Origin of the sequence: Streptomyces sp. B93 (assembly GCF_018070565.1) — a bacterium.
In the GTDB taxonomy this organism is placed as follows: Bacteria; Actinomycetota; Actinomycetes; order Streptomycetales; family Streptomycetaceae; genus Streptomyces.
This window is the reverse complement of the sequence record NZ_JAGPXL010000001.1, coordinates 138,203-153,857: the sequence shown is the minus strand read 5'-3', so window position 1 is coordinate 153,857 and position 15,655 is coordinate 138,203. Positions and strand designations below refer to the sequence as shown.

Below are 15,655 nucleotides of genomic sequence, written 5' to 3'. Positions count from 1 at the left end.
TGCGCGCCCTCCGTTCACCACCCGCGCGCGTGCCACGCGGGGAGCTGTGGCCGCTCGGCGCCCAGCGTGGTGTCGTTCCCGTGGCCGGGGTAGACCCAGGTCTCGTCCGGGAGCACGTCGAAGATCTTGGTCTCGACGTCATGGATGAGACTGGCGAACGCCTTGGGGTCCTTGCGGGTGTTGCCCACACCTCCCGGGAAGAGGCAGTCCCCGGTGAACACATGAGGGTGGCCATGGGGGTCGTCGTAGACGAGGGCGATCGAGCCCGGGGTGTGGCCGACCAGATGACGCGCGGTCAGCTCCACATGACCCACCCGGATGGTGTCGCCGTCGTCGACCGGGACATCGGTCGGCACCGGGATGCCGTCGGCGTCGTCACGGCCCGCGTAGGTGCGGGCGCCGGTGGCGGCGACCACGGCGGCGAGCGCCTGCCAGTGGTCGCCGTGCTGGTGGGTGGTGACGACGGACGCGATGCCGTCGTCACCGATCATGCCCAGCAGCGCGTCCGCGTCGTTCGCCGCGTCGATCAGCAGCTGCTCGTCCGTGGCCCGGCAGCGCAGCAGATAGGCGTTGTTGTCCATCGGGCCGACCGCGATCTTCGTGATCATCAGGTCCCGCAGCTCGTGCACATCGGCCGGGCCGCCGACCTTCACCGCTCCGCTGTACGTCATGTCCGTCAGCCTATGCCGTGCGCGCGGTTCCCCGCGCCCCCTCCCGGGGGGGCTACAGCGGGGGCAGCACCGGCAGCGGGCCGTCGGTCACCGTCAGGGACGAGCCGTCGCGGCGGCCCGCCAGCCAGCCCAGGAGGTCGGGGAGCGTGCCGGTGACGGTCACCTCGGGGGTCTCGGCCGCCCGGCCCGTCGTCCACGCGCGCGTGCCGTCCGTCAGACGGGCCGCCGGGACGTCGGGGTTGCCGGTGAAGCGCTCGGCGAGGAAGGCGGTCTCCCGCTCCGCGAACTCCGCCGGGACGTCCTCCAGCTCGTAGCCGGTCCCGAGGTCCACGTGGTGCAGCTCCACCTCCACCCAGCGGCGGAACGGCACCCGGGCCGCGGCGTCGGTGACGCCGTTGCGCAGCGCGACCGTGCGGGACCAGTCGGCGGGCGCGGCTCCGGTCTCCTGGAAGCGGGCCGCGGTCTCGCGCACGTCGGCGAGGTGGACGTCGAGCGGGCGGGGCGCGTCGCGCTCGATGTCGGCGTCCCGGGCCTCGGCCGACGCGTACATGGGACGCCCCTCCAACACGTTCACCAGGGCGTCCGCGTTGCGCGCGAGGTGGGCGAGGACGTGGCCCCTGGTCCAGCCGGGCAGGCGTGACGGTTGCGTCACTGCCGAGTCGTCCAGCTTGGCGGCTGCGGTGAGCAGCCGATCGGTCGCGTCTTGTACAGATGCCAGGTCACGAGCGTGATCAATCATGGTGCTGACACTAGCCGCGCCACACCTTCAGGTGAAGGTCTGGAGCCCGGCCCTTAAATCGAATGCACGTGCTATAAGGTCGTTCATGGCGTCGGGCATGCTGGAGGGCCGGGGATTGTTGTGCAACCCGGGGAATCCGACCGGCGTTGTCAGTGGGTCCCCCTAGTCTGAGGAAGACGGGGGCCTCGCCCCTGTCACTTCTCTCAAGAAAGGTGCGGACCGGCGTGGCCGACCGTCTCATCGTCCGTGGCGCGCGCGAGCACAATCTGAAGAACGTCTCGCTCGACCTGCCGCGTGACTCGCTCATCGTCTTCACGGGCCTGTCCGGGTCGGGCAAGTCCTCCCTGGCCTTCGACACGATCTTCGCCGAGGGCCAGCGGCGCTACGTGGAATCGCTCTCCTCGTACGCCCGCCAGTTCCTCGGCCAGATGGACAAGCCGGACGTCGACTTCATCGAGGGCCTGTCCCCGGCGGTCTCCATCGACCAGAAGTCGACCTCGCGCAACCCGCGCTCGACGGTCGGCACCATCACCGAGGTCTACGACTACCTGCGGCTGCTCTTCGCCCGCATCGGCAAGCCGCACTGTCCCCAGTGCGGCCGTCCGATCTCCCGCCAGTCGCCGCAGGCCATCGTCGACAAGGTCCTGGAGCTGCCCGAGGGCAGCCGCTTCCAGGTGCTGTCGCCGCTGGTCCGTGAGCGCAAGGGCGAGTTCGTCGACCTCTTCGCCGACCTCCAGACCAAGGGCTACTCCCGCGCGCGTGTGGACGGCGAGACCGTCCAGCTCTCCGAGCCGCCCACGCTGAAGAAGCAGGAGAAGCACACCATCGAGGTGGTCGTCGACCGGCTCACGGTGAAGGACTCCGCCAAGCGCCGCCTCACCGACTCGGTGGAGACCGCCCTCGGCCTCTCCGGCGGCATGGTCGTGCTCGACTTCGTCGACCTCCCCGAGGACGACCCCGAGCGCGAGCGCATGTACTCGGAGCACCTGTACTGCCCGTACGACGACCTCTCCTTCGAGGAGCTGGAGCCCCGCTCCTTCTCCTTCAACTCGCCCTTCGGTGCCTGCCCCGAGTGCACCGGTATCGGTACGCGCATGGAGGTCGACCCCGAGCTGATCGTCCCGGACCCGGACAAGACCCTCGACGAGGGCGCCATCCACCCCTGGTCCCACGGACACACCAAGGACTACTTCGGCCGGCTGATCGGCGCCCTCGCGGACGCCCTCGGGTTCCGGACGGACATCCCCTTCGCCGGTCTGCCCCAGCGCGCCAAGAAGGCCCTTCTGCACGGCCACAAGACCCAGATCGAGGTCCGCTACCGAAACCGGTACGGCAGGGAGCGGGTCTACACCACGCCCTTCGAGGGCGCCGTCCCGTTCGTCAAGCGGCGGCACAGCGAGGCCGAGTCCGACGCCAGCCGGGAGCGCTTCGAGGGCTATATGCGCGAGGTGCCCTGCCCCACCTGTGAGGGCACCCGCCTGAAGCCGATCGTCCTCGCGGTCACGATCATGGGGAAGTCGATCGCCGAGGTCTCCGCGATGTCCATCAGCGACTGCGCGGACTTCCTGGGCGAGCTGAAGCTCACCGCGCGCGACAAGAAGATCGCCGAGCGCGTGCTGAAGGAGGTCAACGAGAGACTGCGGTTCCTGGTCGACGTCGGCCTGGACTACCTCTCGCTGAACCGCGCGGCGGGCACCCTTTCCGGCGGTGAGGCCCAGCGCATCCGGCTGGCCACCCAGATCGGCTCCGGACTCGTCGGTGTCCTCTACGTCCTCGACGAGCCGTCCATCGGCCTGCACCAGCGCGACAACCACCGGCTGATCGAGACCCTCGTCCGGCTGCGCGACATGGGCAACACCCTGATCGTGGTCGAGCACGACGAGGACACCATCAAGGTCGCCGACTGGATCGTGGACATCGGCCCCGGCGCGGGCGAGCACGGCGGCAAGGTCGTGCACAGCGGCTCCCTGAAGGAGCTGCTCGCCAACGCCGAGTCGCAGACCGGCCAGTACCTGGCCGGCAAGAAGTCCATCCCGCTGCCGGACATCCGCCGCCCGCACGACCCGTCCCGGCAGCTCACCGTGCACGGCGCCCGCGAGAACAACCTCCAGGACATCGACGTGTCCTTCCCGCTGGGCGTCTTCACCGCGGTCACCGGTGTCTCCGGATCCGGCAAGTCGACCCTGGTCAACGACATCCTCTACACCCACCTGGCGCGCGAGCTGAACGGCGCCCGCAGTGTGCCCGGGCGGCACACGCGCGTGGACGGCGACGACCTCGTCGACAAGGTCGTCCATGTCGACCAGTCGCCCATCGGCCGCACCCCGCGGTCCAACCCGGCGACCTACACCGGCGTGTTCGACCACATCCGCAAGCTGTTCGCCGAGACGACCGAGGCCAAGGTCCGCGGCTACCTGCCGGGCCGGTTCTCCTTCAACGTCAAGGGCGGCCGCTGCGAGAACTGCGCGGGCGACGGCACGATCAAGATCGAGATGAACTTCCTCCCGGACGTGTACGTCCCGTGCGAGGTCTGCCACGGCGCCCGGTACAACCGGGAGACCCTGGAGGTCCACTACAAGGGCAAGTCCATCGCCGAGGTCCTGAACATGCCGATCGAGGAGGCGACGGAGTTCTTCGAGGCGGTCCCCGCGATCGCCCGCCACCTCAACACGCTGAAGGACGTCGGCCTCGGCTACGTCCGGCTCGGCCAGGCGGCGACGACCCTCTCCGGCGGTGAGGCGCAGCGCGTCAAGCTCGCCAGCGAGTTGCAGAAGCGCTCCACCGGACGCACGGTCTACGTCCTCGACGAGCCGACCACCGGTCTGCACTTCGAGGACATCAGCAAGTTGCTCAAGGTCCTCTCCGGGCTGGTCGACAAGGGCAACACGGTCATCGTCATCGAGCACAACCTCGACGTGATCAAGACCGCGGACTGGGTCGTCGACATGGGCCCCGAGGGCGGCGCGGGCGGTGGCCTGGTCGTCGCGGAGGGCACGCCGGAGCAGGTGGCCGGGGTGCCCGCCAGCCACACCGGCAAGTTCCTCCGCGAGATCCTCGGCGCCGACCGGATCAGCGACGCCGAGCCCGTGAAGGCGCCCCGCCGGACGGCCACGAAGAAGACCGCCGGTGCCGTGGCGAAGAAGGCCGCGCCCGCCAAGCGGACGGCACGGGCCCGCAAGGCCTGACGGCGAACAGCCAAGGAAGACAGCGAAGACAGCTCAGGAAGACAGCGAAGAAGGACAGCAAGAAAAGGATCGGCGCCCCGCGGGAACTCCCCGCGGGGCGCCGCTCGTTGCACAGTCAGCCGCCCTGGCCCTGCGGTTCGACGAACTGCATGTCCAGCTGAACCTTGACAACATCACCGAGGAACCCGGCCCCGAAGGTCAGCCCGAAGTCGCTGCGGCGGATCTCACCCGTCGCCTCGAACCCGGCGTGCCTCCTCCCGTCCACGGGAGAGTCCACCACCCCGCCGAACTCGACGGCGAGCACCACCGGCCGGGACACGTCCCCGATGGTCAGGTCCCCCTCCATCGTCCAGTCCTCGCCCTCCCCGAAGACACGCGTCGAACGGAAGGCCATCGTCGGACGCTTCTCCACGTCCAGCAGATCAGCCGCGCGGGTGTGCGCGTCCCGGTCGGCGTTCCCGGTGTCAATAGAGGCAAGCGCGATCTCGGCGGACACGCGCACCTCCTCCAGCGTCTCCCCGACGTACAGCCCGGCCCGCACATCGGCGAAGCGTCCGCGCACCTTGGCGATCCCGAGGTGGCGGATGGTGAAGTTGACGGCGGAGTGCAGCGGGTCCAGCTCCCAGTCGCCGGACGACAGCGGGAGCGGGGAAGCGGTCAGCGTCTTGGAAAGGTCGTCCTGAGTCATGCCCTCCACCCTCCGGGCCACGGCGGCTGGTAGGGAGACCGGGCCGATGGTGGTAGTGACAGGGCCACCATCCCGCGCGGCGGGCGTTGTACGTTCGCCAGGTGAGCGACAACGAGCTGGGCATCTTCATCCGCACCCGCCGGGAGGCCGTCACCCCGACGGAGGTGGGCCTGCCGACCGGCCCGCGCCGCCGCACCCCGGGCCTGCGCCGCTCCGAGCTGGCCACCCTCGCCGGGATCAGCGTCGAGTACCTCACCCGCCTGGAACAGGGACGCGACCGCAACCCCTCACCCCAGGTCCTCGGCGCCCTCGGCGACGCCCTGCGCCTGCCGGTGCCGGACCGCATCCTGATGCGCCGCCTGGCCAAGGAGCACGGCGAGGACAAGGCGCTCTGCTCGGCCGTGCACCCGCGGGTCCTGACCGTCCGGGCCACCGTCCAGGCACTGCTCGACCGTCTGGAGCCCACCCCGGCGGTGCTGCTCAGCTGGCTCGGCGACATCGTGACGTGCACTGCGGGCTACGAGCGGTTCGCCCGCCCGCTGGGCCTGCTCGACGGCAACCCGCCCAATGTCATGCGGTACCTGTTCACCGACGAGCGGGCCCGCGCCGTGTACCCCGGCTGGGAGCGGCTCGCCGGCGAGCAGATCGCCCACCTGCGCCACGAGGCCTCGCTGCACGACCCCCATGTCGCCGCTCTCGTCGACGAGCTGACGGTGACCGCCGGGGCGGAGTTCACCGAGCGGATCGCCGCCGTTCCGGCCCTGCCTCCCCGGTCCGGCACGGATCTCGTGGAGCACCCGGAGGTGGGGCGGCTGCGCCTCTCCTTCGAGACGCTGGTCCTGCCCGACGACGGCCAGCGCCTCATCGTCCACCTCCCCGCCGACGAGGCCACGGCCACCGCCCTGGACCGGCTCAACGGCCGCACCCGGGGCGCGTTGCGCGCGGTGCGCGGCTGACCGGCCGCCCGCCGGGTGCCGTGCCGGGTCTAGACGCCGTCCAGCTCGTCGGCGTAGGGCGGCTCCGCGCCCGCGCGTGAGCAGGTGATCGCCGCCGCGCGGGCCGCGAAGCCCAGCAGGCGGGTCCACTGCTCGGCGTCCAGGCCCGCCACGGCGTCCGCGGTCAGGGCGTCCCAGGCGGACAGGCCGTGCAGCAGGGCGGCGTTCACGGTGTCACCCGCCCCGATGGTGTCCACCACCGTGACCTTCTCACCGGGCACGGAGTGCTCCGCGCCGTCCCGGGTGAAGGCGGTGAGCCCGTCGCCGCCCCGGGTGATCACCACGGCCGAGGGTCCGGCGGCCAGCCACTCGCGGGGGGTGCCGCCGAGCCAGCGGGCGTCCTCCTCGGAGAGCTTGAGCAGCGATATCGACGGCAGCCAGCTCCGGAAGCGGGCCCGGTAGGCGTCCGGGTCCGGGATGAGGCCTGGCCGGATGTTCGGGTCGAGCGCGGTGAACACACCGTTCCCGGAGGCGGTGCGCATCAGCTCCTCGTAGGCGGTCGCGCCGGGTTCCAGGACGAGTGAGCAGGTGCCGAAGGACACCGCGCGGGTCGTCGGGGGCAGCCGGTCGGGGGCCGTGAAGAGGCGGTCGGCGGTGCCGTCGACGTAGAAGGAGTAGGCGGCCGAACCGTCGCCGTCCACGGTGGCGACCGCGAGGGTGGTGGGCTCCGGCCCGCGCTGCACACCGGACACGTCCACCCCGGCGGCCCGCAGCCCGTCGAGAAGGGCCTCGCCGAAGGCGTCGGAGGAGGTGCGGGAGCAGAAGGCGGTGGGGGAGCCGAGCCTGCCCAGCGCCACGGCGGTGTTGTACGGGCCGCCGCCGAGCGCCGGTCTGAGGCTCGCCAGGGCGCCCGTGCCCTGCGGTACCAGGTCGATCAGGGCCTCACCGGCGACGACGATCATGAGGTGGTTCCTTTCCGGTGCTGCGGGGGCGGGTTCTGCGCGCGCCGCCGTTCCCCGTCCGGGGCGGGGACTTCGGGGCAGCCGCAGGACGTGCGGTGGACGAAGGCGCACGGCAGGCGCACGGTCTTGGCGGGCCGGTCCGGTGCGGCGAGACGTTCCAGGAGGATGCGGACCGCCTCGGCGCCGAGTTCCTTGCTGGGCTGGGCGACGGCGGTCAGCCGGGGGGAGAACAGGTCGGCCCAGGCGAAGTCGTCGAAGCAGCACAGGGCGATGTCATCGGGCACGGAGAGCCCGCGGTCGCGCAGTGCGCGCAGGGCGCCGATGGTCATGGCGTTGTTGGCGGTGACCAGCGCGGTGGGCGGGGCGGCGAGGGACAGCAGGGCGGCGGTTGCCCGCTCGCCGCCGGCCGCGTCGGAGTCGCCGTGCACGACCAGCCGCTCGTCGTGGGGGAGCCCGGCGGCCGCGAGGCCGTGGCGGTAGCCGGAGACGCGTTCGCTGGTGGTGCTGAGTCCGGGCAGTCCGGCGACCAGGCCGATGCGCCGGTGGCCGAGCCCGGTGAGATGGGTGACCAGCCCGGCGGTCGGCTCGGCGTTCTCGGCGCAGACCTGGTCGAAGCGGGGAGCGGAGCCGGCCGGGGGGTCGACCAGCCGGTCGAGGAGGACGGTGGGGACGTTGTGACGGCCGAGGTAGGCGAGGAGTTCACGGGGGTCGGCGGAGGGCGCGACGATCATGCCGTCGACCCGTCGCTCGTGCAGCAGCTGGACGACCTTGCGCTCGTGCCGGGGGTCGTCGTGCGGATCGGCGATGAGCAGGCTGTAGCCGCTGTCAAGGGCCGCCGCCTCGACGCCCTGGAGGATCTCCGTGAAGTAGGGGTTGCTGATGGCGGAGACCGCGAGCCCGATGGAGTGGGTGCGGGCGGTCACCAGGGAACGGGCGAGCGTGTTGGGTGTGTAGCCGAGTGCGTCGATGGCGTCCAGGACGGCCTGGCGGGTGTGGGGGAGGACCGGGCGGGTGCCGTTGAGCACGTGTGAGACCGTCGCCACGGAGACTCCGGCGCTCCGGGCGACGTCGGCCATGGTCGCCATGGGTTCCCCTCTGGTCCGCTGTTCCGGGGCGGTGGGTTCCCGGCCCGGCTCGTCCGCGCGGAATGGTTCCGCTCGCTCACGCCCCACCGCTCGGCTCGCCGCAACCCACCGCTCGGCCCGTCCGCGCGCAGTCGCTGGGCTCGCCCACCTGCCTACCGCTCGGCTGGAACGTATCCCATTCGGTGCCCGACGTAAACGCTTGCGCAAACGTTTACGTCCACGCGCGGACCCCACCCCGCTCCCGCCCGGTGCTCCCGGCTATCGTCGGCAGGCAGCCCACCCGAACAGGAGCACCGCATGTCCGCCCGCCCCACCCCCAGCCGTCGTACCGTTCTTCGAGGGGTGGCGCTCACGCCCGCGGCGGGGCTCGGGATCGCCGCGTGTTCCCCGGGGCCCGACCGGGCGACGCGGGCGCTGCCGACCGCGCCGGTCGAGCTGGGCACGGAGGGCGAGGTCGCGGAGGGCGGCGCCAAGCTGTACGCCGAGCACAACGTGGTGGTGGGCCGGGCCGAGGACGGCACGCTGAAGGCGTACAGCACGATCTGCACGCACGCGCAGTGCGCCGCCAACAAGCTGGAGGGGACGCGGCTGATCTGTCCCTGCCACGGCAGTGAGTTCGACGTGGTGACCGGGGAGGCGGTGGTGCCCCCCGCCACCCAGCCGCTTCAGGAACTGCCGGTCAAGGCCGAGGGCGGCCGGATCATCGCCGGGCCGGTGGCCTGACCGGGCGCCGGAAATCGGGCGCCGGAAGCCGGGCGCCGGACGGCGCCCGACAGGGCCGGTCACTCCCAGTCCCAGCCGATCCCCACGAGCCCCGACCGCACCCGCGGCTCGACGAGGTGCACCGAGTGGTGCCGTCCGGTCATGGTCAGCTCCTGGCGGCCGCTGCGCGGCGCGGCGGCGGAGTGCTGGGTGAACCGGTGGCAGCGCACCGGCAGGGCGTTCTCGTCGAAGCTCACCTGGAGCGCGTACTGGCCGCCCGCGGGGCCGAAGCCGCGGACGTACTCCCGCGAGACCCCGGCGGTGCCGTCCTCGATGGCGTAGCTGAACAGGAAGGTGTCCCCGGCCCGCAGCCGGGTGTCGAAGAGCAGCTCGGCGACGAGCACGCCCGTCTCGTCGTCCCGGAGCACGCGCCCCGTGCGGCAGTTGTCCAGGGCCCGCGCCGTCATCTCGTCGGGCGCGCAGCCGGGGTCGCCGTGGTGGACGGCGACGAAGCGGTCGACGCCGTCGCGGTGGGCGCGCACGATGTGGTGGGACTCGCGGCCCAGCAGCTCGCGGCGGGCGCCGATGCGGACCCGCTCGTGGTGGCCGAGCATGTGCAGCCCGGCGTCGGGCGAGCAGTCGAGGTCGGCGAGCAGCCGCTCCAGGACGCCGGAGGCCGCGACGAGGGAGCGGTAGGTGCGGGTGGCGGGCTGCCGTCCGCCCGGGCGTTCGTCGCCGTCGGCGAGGAGCCGTATCAGTGACTCGTCCGGCAGTTGGAGTATCTCCTCCAGGGCCCGCACGGCCCGCAGCGACTCGGGGCGCTGGGGGCGGCGGGCGCCCTGCTGCCAGTAACTGAGGCTCGTGACGCCGACTTTGACGCCATGGCGCGACAGATGGTGCTGCACTCGCTGGAGGGGCAGTCCGCGGGCGGCGATCGCGGCGCGCAGCGCGACGTGGAACGGGCCGCCGCGCAGGGCCGTGTCCAGTTCCGCGGTGGCGACGTCCGCGTGCTGTGTGGCGTGCGGCATGCAGGGGCCTCTCTCTGCTGGTTCACAACGGCTGGTCAGACCGTTCACGCGAGGTTCGGGACCACCCCGGGTGCGGCGGGCTCTCGCGTACATCCGTGCGTACGACACGTGGTACGACACGTAGTACGTCCCGTACGGCGGTGTGTCTCGCGTGTCCGTGCAGCTCGCGCGAGCGCACCTCGCGCGGCACGCACATCCGTACGCCGTCGCTCCGGTCCCGAGTTCCTCCGCATTGAAGCGTGTTGACCAAGTCCGGACAACACCTGACGCCCAACCGCCGAGTACCGCTGGCCGAGAGGAGACGGACCTGTTCACTGCCTCCGGGCAGGCTGTTTACCCTCGGTAACACAGGTTTGGCGGGGGTTGTCCACAGGCTCGCCGGACTGTCACCCCTCGCCAGTAGGGTGTGAGACATGGCCGACCCCTCCAGCTACCGCCCCCGGCCGGGACAGATCCCGGACTCCCCCGGGGTCTACAAGTTCCGCGACGAGCACCGCCGGGTGATCTACGTCGGAAAGGCGAAGAGCCTGCGCCAGCGCCTGGCCAACTACTTCCAGGACCTCGCGGGCCTCCACCCGCGCACCCGCTCCATGGTCACCACGGCCGCGTCCGTGGAGTGGACGGTGGTGTCCACGGAGGTCGAGGCGCTCCAGCTGGAGTACTCCTGGATCAAGGAGTTCGACCCCCGGTTCAACGTCAAGTACCGCGACGACAAGAGCTACCCCTACCTCGCGGTGACGATGAACGAGGAGTTCCCGCGCGTCCAGGTGATGCGCGGCCACAAGAAGAAGGGCGTGCGCTACTTCGGGCCGTACGCGCACGCGTGGGCGATCCGCGACACCGTCGACCTGCTGCTGCGCGTCTTCCCGGTGCGCACCTGCTCGGCCGGGGTCTTCAAGAACGCCGCGCGCACCGGCCGCCCCTGCCTCCTCGGCTACATCGGCAAGTGCTCCGCGCCCTGTGTCGAGCGGATCTCCGCCGAGGACCACCAGGACCTGGCCGAGGAGTTCTGCGACTTCATGGCGGGCCGCACCGGCACCTATCTGCGCCGCCTGGAGAAGCAGATGGCCGAGGCCGCGGAGGAACTGGAGTACGAGCGCGCGGCCCGGCTGCGCGACGACATAGAGGCCCTGAAGAAGGCCATGGAGAAGAACGCGGTCGTGCTCGCCGACGCGACCGACGCCGATCTGGTCGCGGTCGCCGAGGACGAGCTGGAGGCGGCCGTGCAGATCTTCCACGTCCGCGGCGGACGCGTGCGCGGCCAGCGCGGCTGGGTCACCGACAAGGTGGAGGAGATCACCACCGGTGCCCTCGTCGAGCACGCCCTCCAGCAGCTCTACGGCGAGGAGACCGGCGACGCCGTCCCGCGCGAGGTGCTGGTCCCGGCGCTGCCCGAGCCGGTGGAGCCGGTGCAGCAGTGGCTCACCGACCGCCGCGGGTCGAACGTCTCCCTGCGCATCCCGCAGCGCGGCGACAAGAAGGCGCTGATGGAGACGGTGCAGCGCAACGCCCAGCAGGCGCTGGTGCTGCACAAGACCAAGCGCGCCTCCGACCTGACCACCCGCTCGCGCGCGCTGGAGGAGATCGCCGACGCGCTCGACCTCGACAGCGCGCCGCTGCGGATCGAGTGCTACGACATCTCCCACCTCCAGGGCGACGACGTGGTGGCCTCCATGGTGGTCTTCGAGGACGGGCTCCAGCGCAAGAGCGAGTACCGGCGCTTCCAGATCAAGGGCTTCGGGGGGCAGGACGACGTACGGTCCATGCACGAGGTGATCACCCGCCGCTTCCGGCGCTACCTCGCGGAGAAGGAGCGCACGGGGGAGTGGGCCGAGGGCGACCCCCACGTCATGAACGGCAGCGGGGAGGTCCCGGCCGCGCCCGGCGTCGTCGAGGACGACGGCCGCCCCAAGCGCTTCGCCTACCCGCCGCAGCTCGTCGTCGTGGACGGCGGCAGGCCGCAGGTCGCGGCGGCCCAGCGGGCGCTGGACGAGCTGGGCATCGACGACATCGCCGTCTGCGGCCTCGCCAAGCGGCTGGAAGAGGTCTGGCTGCCCGGCGAGGAGGACCCGGTGATCCTGCCGCGCAGCAGCGAGGGTCTCTACCTGCTGCAACGCGTGCGGGACGAGGCGCACCGGTTCGCCATCACCTACCAGCGCGTCAAGCGGGCCAAGCGGTTCCGGTCGAGCCCGCTGGACGACGTGCCGGGGCTCGGCGACACACGCAAACAGGCGTTGATCAAGCACTTCGGTTCGGTGAAGAAGCTCCGATCCGCGACAATTGACCAGATCTGTGAGGTTCCGGGTATCGGTCGCAAGACGGCCGAGACGATCGCCGTGGCCCTCGCCCAGTCGGCCCCGGCCGTACCCGCCGTGAACACGGCGACTGGAGAGATCATGGAAGACGACGAGGACAGGGACAACGGGGCGCCCGAGACGACGGCGGGAGCCCCGGGGGAACCCGTGACCGCGGGATCCCCGGACGAGCGACGGGGGCAGGAGACATGACCGAGCACGAGCCCGAACAGACGACGGAACAGACGACGGAACAAACGACAGACCGAGCCACAGACCGAGCGACGGCCCAGCCGACGGAACCGACGGCGGGTCAGGCGCCCCCCGCGACCGGCACCGGCACCGGCGGCGGCCTCCCCGACGCCGCCATCCCCGAGCTGGTGATCATCTCCGGGATGTCCGGGGCGGGCCGGTCCACCGCCGCGAAGTGCCTGGAGGACCTCGGCTGGTTCGTCGTGGACAACCTCCCGCCCGCGCTGATCCCCACCATGGTGGAGCTGGGCGCCCGCTCCCAGGGCAATGTGGCCCGGATCGCGGTCGTCGTCGACGTACGCGGACGCCGCTTCTTCGACAACCTCCGGGAGTCCCTCGCCGACCTGGAGGCGAAGAACGTCACCCGGCGCATCGTCTTCCTGGAGTCCTCCGACGACGCCCTGGTGCGCCGCTTCGAGTCGGTGCGCCGCCCGCACCCCCTCCAGGGCGACGGCCGTATCGTCGACGGGATCGCCGCAGAGCGCGAGCTGCTGCGTGAGCTGCGCGGCGACGCCGACCTGGTGATCGACACCTCCAGCCTCAACGTGCACGAGCTGCGCGCCAAGATGGACGCCCAGTTCGCGGGCGAGGAGGAGCCCGAGCTGCGGGCCACGGTGATGTCGTTCGGCTACAAGTACGGCCTCCCGGTCGACGCCGACCTCGTGGTCGACTGCCGCTTCCTGCCCAACCCGCACTGGGTGCCGGAGCTGCGCCCCTTCACCGGCCTCAACGAGGAGGTATCGGGCTATGTCTTCAACCAGCCCGGCGCCAAGGAGTTCCTCGACCGCTACGCCGAGCTGCTCCAGCTGATCGCCACCGGCTACCGCCGCGAGGGCAAGCGCTATGTGACCATCGCGGTCGGCTGCACCGGCGGCAAGCACCGCTCGGTCGCCATGTCGGAGAAGCTCGCCGCCCGTCTGGCGGCCGAGGGCGTGGAGACGGTGGTCGTGCACCGGGACATGGGACGCGAATGACAGGACGTACGTTGCGGCTGAGCAGGCTGCGCCGGATCACCCCCGAGGGACGCGGCGGCAAGTCAGCCGAAGGCCGCGGGGCCAGATCCGCCGAGGCACGGGGCGGCCGTCCGCGCCGCCGGGGCGCCCAGCCCAAGGTGGTCGCCCTCGGCGGCGGCATGGGCCTGTCCGCCTCGCTCGCCGCGCTGCGCCGGATCACCGGTGACCTCACCGCCGTGGTCACCGTCGCCGACGACGGCGGCTCCAGCGGCCGGCTGCGGGACGAGCTGGGCGTGCTGCCCCCCGGCGATCTGCGCAAGGCGCTGGCCGCGCTCTGCGGCGACGACGACTGGGGCCAGACCTGGTCCCGGGTCATCCAGCACCGCTTCCAGTCCCACGGCGAGATGCACGGCCACGCGGTCGGCAACCTGCTGATCGTCGCCCTGTGGGAGCAGCTCGGCGACCACGTGCAGGCGCTCGACCTCGTCGGCAAGCTGCTCGGCGCGCACGGGCGCGTGCTGCCCATGTCGGCCGTGCCGCTGGAGCTCCAGGCCCTGGTGAAGGGCCATGACCCCGAGCGCCCCGAGGACATCGACACCGTCCGCGGCCAGGCGACCGTCGCCCTCACCACGGGCGAGGTGCAGTCGGTGCACCTGGTGCCCCACGACCCGCCCGCGGTCCCCGAGGCGGTGGCCGCGGTGCTGGACGCCGACTGGGTGGTGCTCGGCCCCGGCTCCTGGTTCTCCTCGGTGATCCCGCATCTGCTCGTGCCCGACCTGGTGGGGGCGCTCATGGAGACCAAGGCGCGCCGGGTACTCTCCCTGAACCTCGCCCCGCAGCCGGGAGAAACCGAAGGCTTCTCCCCGCAGCGTCATTTGGAGGTTTTGGGACGACACGCCCCTAAACTCGCCCTGGACGTGGTGCTGGCCGACGAGGCCGCCGTGCCCGACCGCGACTCGCTGACGGACGCCGCCAAGCGTTTCGGGGCCGCGGTCGAGCTGGCTCCGGTGGCCCGGACGGACGGAACTCCGCGGCACGACCCGGAGCTGCTGGCCGCCGCGTACGACCGTATTTTTCGGATGCATGGAAGGATCGGCCCATGGCGATGACGGCAGCGGTGAAGGATGAGATCGCCCGGCTCCCCGTCACCCGGACCTGCTGTCGGAAGGCGGAGGTCTCCGCCATTCTGCGGTTCGCCGGCGGCCTCCATCTGGTCAGCGGGCGCATCGTGATCGAGGCGGAGCTGGACACCGCGATGGCGGCCCGCCGCCTCAAGCGGGACATCCTGGAGATCTTCGGGCACAGCTCGGAGCTGATCGTGATGGCGCCCGGCGGGCTGCGCCGCGGCTCCCGCTATGTCGTCCGGGTCGTCGCGGGCGGTGATCAGCTGGCCCGGCAGACCGGTCTGGTCGACGGGCGGGGCCGCCCGATCCGCGGTCTGCCCCCGCAGGTCGTCTCCGGCGCCACCTGCGACGCCGAGGCGGCGTGGCGCGGCGCGTTCCTGGCGCACGGCTCGCTCACCGAGCCCGGCCGTTCCTCCTCCCTGGAGGTGACCTGCCCGGGTCCGGAGGCGGCGCTCGCCCTGGTCGGCGCCGCCCGCAGACTCTCCATCGCCGCGAAGGCGCGCGAGGTGCGCGGCGTGGACCGCGTGGTCGTCCGGGACGGCGACGCGATCGGCGCCCTGCTCACCCGGCTCGGCGCCCATGAGTCGGTGCTGGCGTGGGAGGAGCGCCGGATGCGCCGCGAGGTCCGCGCCACCGCCAACCGCCTGGCCAACTTCGACGACGCCAACCTGCGCCGTTCCGCCCGCGCGGCGGTCGCCGCCGGTGCCCGGGTGGCCCGCGCCCTGGAGATCCTCGGCGACGACGTCCCCGAGCACCTGGCCGCCGCCGGACGCCTGCGCATGGAGCACAAGCAGGCCTCCCTGGAGGAGCTGGGCGCCCTCGCCGACCCGCCGCTGACCAAGGACGCGGTGGCGGGCCGTATCCGCCGACTGCTGGCGATGGCCGACAAGCGCGCCGCCGATCTCGGTATCCCCGGTACGGAGGCCAACCTCTCCGAGGAACTGGCGGACAACCTCGCGGGCTGACACATGATCAGTCCGCCGGTGCCGGAGTCCACTTGGCCTCCGGCACCGGCGTTCGCGCAAGAATGCCGACAC

At 71.8% G+C, this 15,655-nt stretch carries 13 protein-coding genes; 7 read left to right on the top strand and 6 right to left on the bottom strand.

Features of this window, described 5'->3' with window-relative positions; genetic code table 11:
• Positions 1-14 precede the first annotated feature (14 nt).
• Positions 15-671: an MBL fold metallo-hydrolase gene (locus tag KBY47_RS00710; protein ID WP_210918844.1), complete on the bottom strand. Its 657-nt coding sequence runs from the start codon at positions 669-671 to the stop codon at positions 15-17.
• Between the two features lie 52 nt (positions 672-723).
• A complete protein-coding gene (locus KBY47_RS00705) occupies positions 724-1,410 on the bottom strand; it encodes a maleylpyruvate isomerase family mycothiol-dependent enzyme (RefSeq protein ID WP_210918843.1) in 687 nt (228 codons plus the stop codon).
• Positions 1,411-1,634: 224 nt separating this feature from the next.
• On the opposite strand from KBY47_RS00705, the gene uvrA reads away from it, so the two are divergent.
• On the top strand, positions 1,635-4,595 hold the full coding sequence (gene uvrA, locus KBY47_RS00700; RefSeq protein WP_210918842.1) for an excinuclease ABC subunit UvrA: 2,961 nt from the start codon (positions 1,635-1,637) through the stop codon (positions 4,593-4,595).
• Between the two features lie 115 nt (positions 4,596-4,710).
• Here uvrA and KBY47_RS00695 read toward each other — a convergent pair whose 3' ends face one another.
• Positions 4,711-5,283: a YceI family protein gene (locus KBY47_RS00695; RefSeq protein ID WP_210918841.1), complete on the bottom strand. Its 573-nt coding sequence runs from the start codon at positions 5,281-5,283 to the stop codon at positions 4,711-4,713.
• A gap of 101 nt (positions 5,284-5,384) precedes the next feature.
• Here KBY47_RS00695 and KBY47_RS00690 point away from each other — a divergent pair, with 101 nt between their 5' ends.
• Positions 5,385-6,239 (top strand): helix-turn-helix domain-containing protein, encoded by an 855-nt coding sequence (locus tag KBY47_RS00690; RefSeq protein WP_210918840.1) that lies wholly within the window; start codon positions 5,385-5,387, stop codon positions 6,237-6,239.
• 29 nt (positions 6,240-6,268) lie between these two features.
• Here KBY47_RS00690 and KBY47_RS00685 read toward each other — a convergent pair whose 3' ends face one another.
• Positions 6,269-7,180, bottom strand: a complete 912-nt coding sequence (locus KBY47_RS00685; protein WP_210918839.1) for a carbohydrate kinase — start codon at positions 7,178-7,180, stop codon at positions 6,269-6,271.
• On the bottom strand, positions 7,177-8,265 hold the full coding sequence (locus tag KBY47_RS00680) for a LacI family DNA-binding transcriptional regulator (RefSeq protein WP_210918838.1): 1,089 nt from the start codon (positions 8,263-8,265) through the stop codon (positions 7,177-7,179). The genes KBY47_RS00685 and KBY47_RS00680 overlap by 4 nt, the downstream gene beginning before the upstream one ends.
• A 297-nt stretch (positions 8,266-8,562) precedes the next feature.
• Between KBY47_RS00680 and KBY47_RS00675 the strand changes: the two genes are divergently transcribed.
• Entirely contained in the window at positions 8,563-8,988 is a 426-nt protein-coding gene (locus KBY47_RS00675) for a Rieske (2Fe-2S) protein (RefSeq protein ID WP_210918837.1), read from the top strand.
• A gap of 59 nt (positions 8,989-9,047) precedes the next feature.
• Here the strand turns inward: KBY47_RS00675 and KBY47_RS00670 are convergent, their stop codons facing one another.
• Positions 9,048-9,995 (bottom strand): hypothetical protein, encoded by a 948-nt coding sequence (locus tag KBY47_RS00670; RefSeq protein ID WP_210918836.1) that lies wholly within the window; start codon positions 9,993-9,995, stop codon positions 9,048-9,050.
• 413 nt (positions 9,996-10,408) lie between these two features.
• On the opposite strand from KBY47_RS00670, the gene uvrC reads away from it, so the two are divergent.
• From uvrC to whiA, 4 genes are read left to right on the top strand one after another with little or no spacing between them, the layout of a single operon-like run.
• A complete protein-coding gene (gene uvrC / locus KBY47_RS00665; RefSeq protein WP_210918835.1) occupies positions 10,409-12,502 on the top strand; it encodes an excinuclease ABC subunit UvrC in 2,094 nt (697 codons plus the stop codon).
• The gene (gene rapZ / locus KBY47_RS00660) at positions 12,499-13,515 is read left to right on the top strand and encodes an RNase adapter RapZ (protein ID WP_210918834.1); all 1,017 of its coding nucleotides are present in this window, start codon (positions 12,499-12,501) and stop codon (positions 13,513-13,515) included. The genes uvrC and rapZ overlap by 4 nt, the downstream gene beginning before the upstream one ends.
• On the top strand, positions 13,512-14,603 hold the full coding sequence (gene yvcK, locus KBY47_RS00655; RefSeq protein WP_210918833.1) for a uridine diphosphate-N-acetylglucosamine-binding protein YvcK: 1,092 nt from the start codon (positions 13,512-13,514) through the stop codon (positions 14,601-14,603). Before rapZ ends, yvcK begins: the two co-directional genes overlap by 4 nt.
• Complete coding sequence (whiA, locus tag KBY47_RS00650; RefSeq protein ID WP_210918832.1) at positions 14,594-15,583, top strand: DNA-binding protein WhiA; 990 nt, start codon at positions 14,594-14,596, stop codon at positions 15,581-15,583. Before yvcK ends, whiA begins: the two co-directional genes overlap by 10 nt.
• The last annotated feature ends 72 nt before the right edge of the window (positions 15,584-15,655 follow it).

Bases quoted from the DNA above. Each gene is read 5' to 3' on its own strand.
- whiA (WP_210918832.1), top strand. From the start codon at position 14,594: ATGGCGATGACGGCAGCGGTGAAGGATGAGATCGCCCGGCTCCCCGTC.
- KBY47_RS00670 (WP_210918836.1), bottom strand. From the start codon at position 9,995: ATGCCGCACGCCACACAGCACGCGGACGTCGCCACCGCGGAACTGGAC.
- yvcK (WP_210918833.1), top strand. From the start codon at position 13,512: ATGACAGGACGTACGTTGCGGCTGAGCAGGCTGCGCCGGATCACCCCC.
- KBY47_RS00695 (WP_210918841.1), bottom strand. From the start codon at position 5,283: ATGACTCAGGACGACCTTTCCAAGACGCTGACCGCTTCCCCGCTCCCG.
- uvrC (WP_210918835.1), top strand. From the start codon at position 10,409: ATGGCCGACCCCTCCAGCTACCGCCCCCGGCCGGGACAGATCCCGGAC.
- KBY47_RS00675 (WP_210918837.1), top strand. From the start codon at position 8,563: ATGTCCGCCCGCCCCACCCCCAGCCGTCGTACCGTTCTTCGAGGGGTG.
- KBY47_RS00680 (WP_210918838.1), bottom strand. From the start codon at position 8,265: ATGGCGACCATGGCCGACGTCGCCCGGAGCGCCGGAGTCTCCGTGGCG.
- KBY47_RS00705 (WP_210918843.1), bottom strand. From the start codon at position 1,410: ATGATTGATCACGCTCGTGACCTGGCATCTGTACAAGACGCGACCGAT.
- KBY47_RS00710 (WP_210918844.1), bottom strand. From the start codon at position 671: ATGACGTACAGCGGAGCGGTGAAGGTCGGCGGCCCGGCCGATGTGCAC.
- KBY47_RS00685 (WP_210918839.1), bottom strand. From the start codon at position 7,180: ATGATCGTCGTCGCCGGTGAGGCCCTGATCGACCTGGTACCGCAGGGC.
- rapZ (WP_210918834.1), top strand. From the start codon at position 12,499: ATGACCGAGCACGAGCCCGAACAGACGACGGAACAGACGACGGAACAA.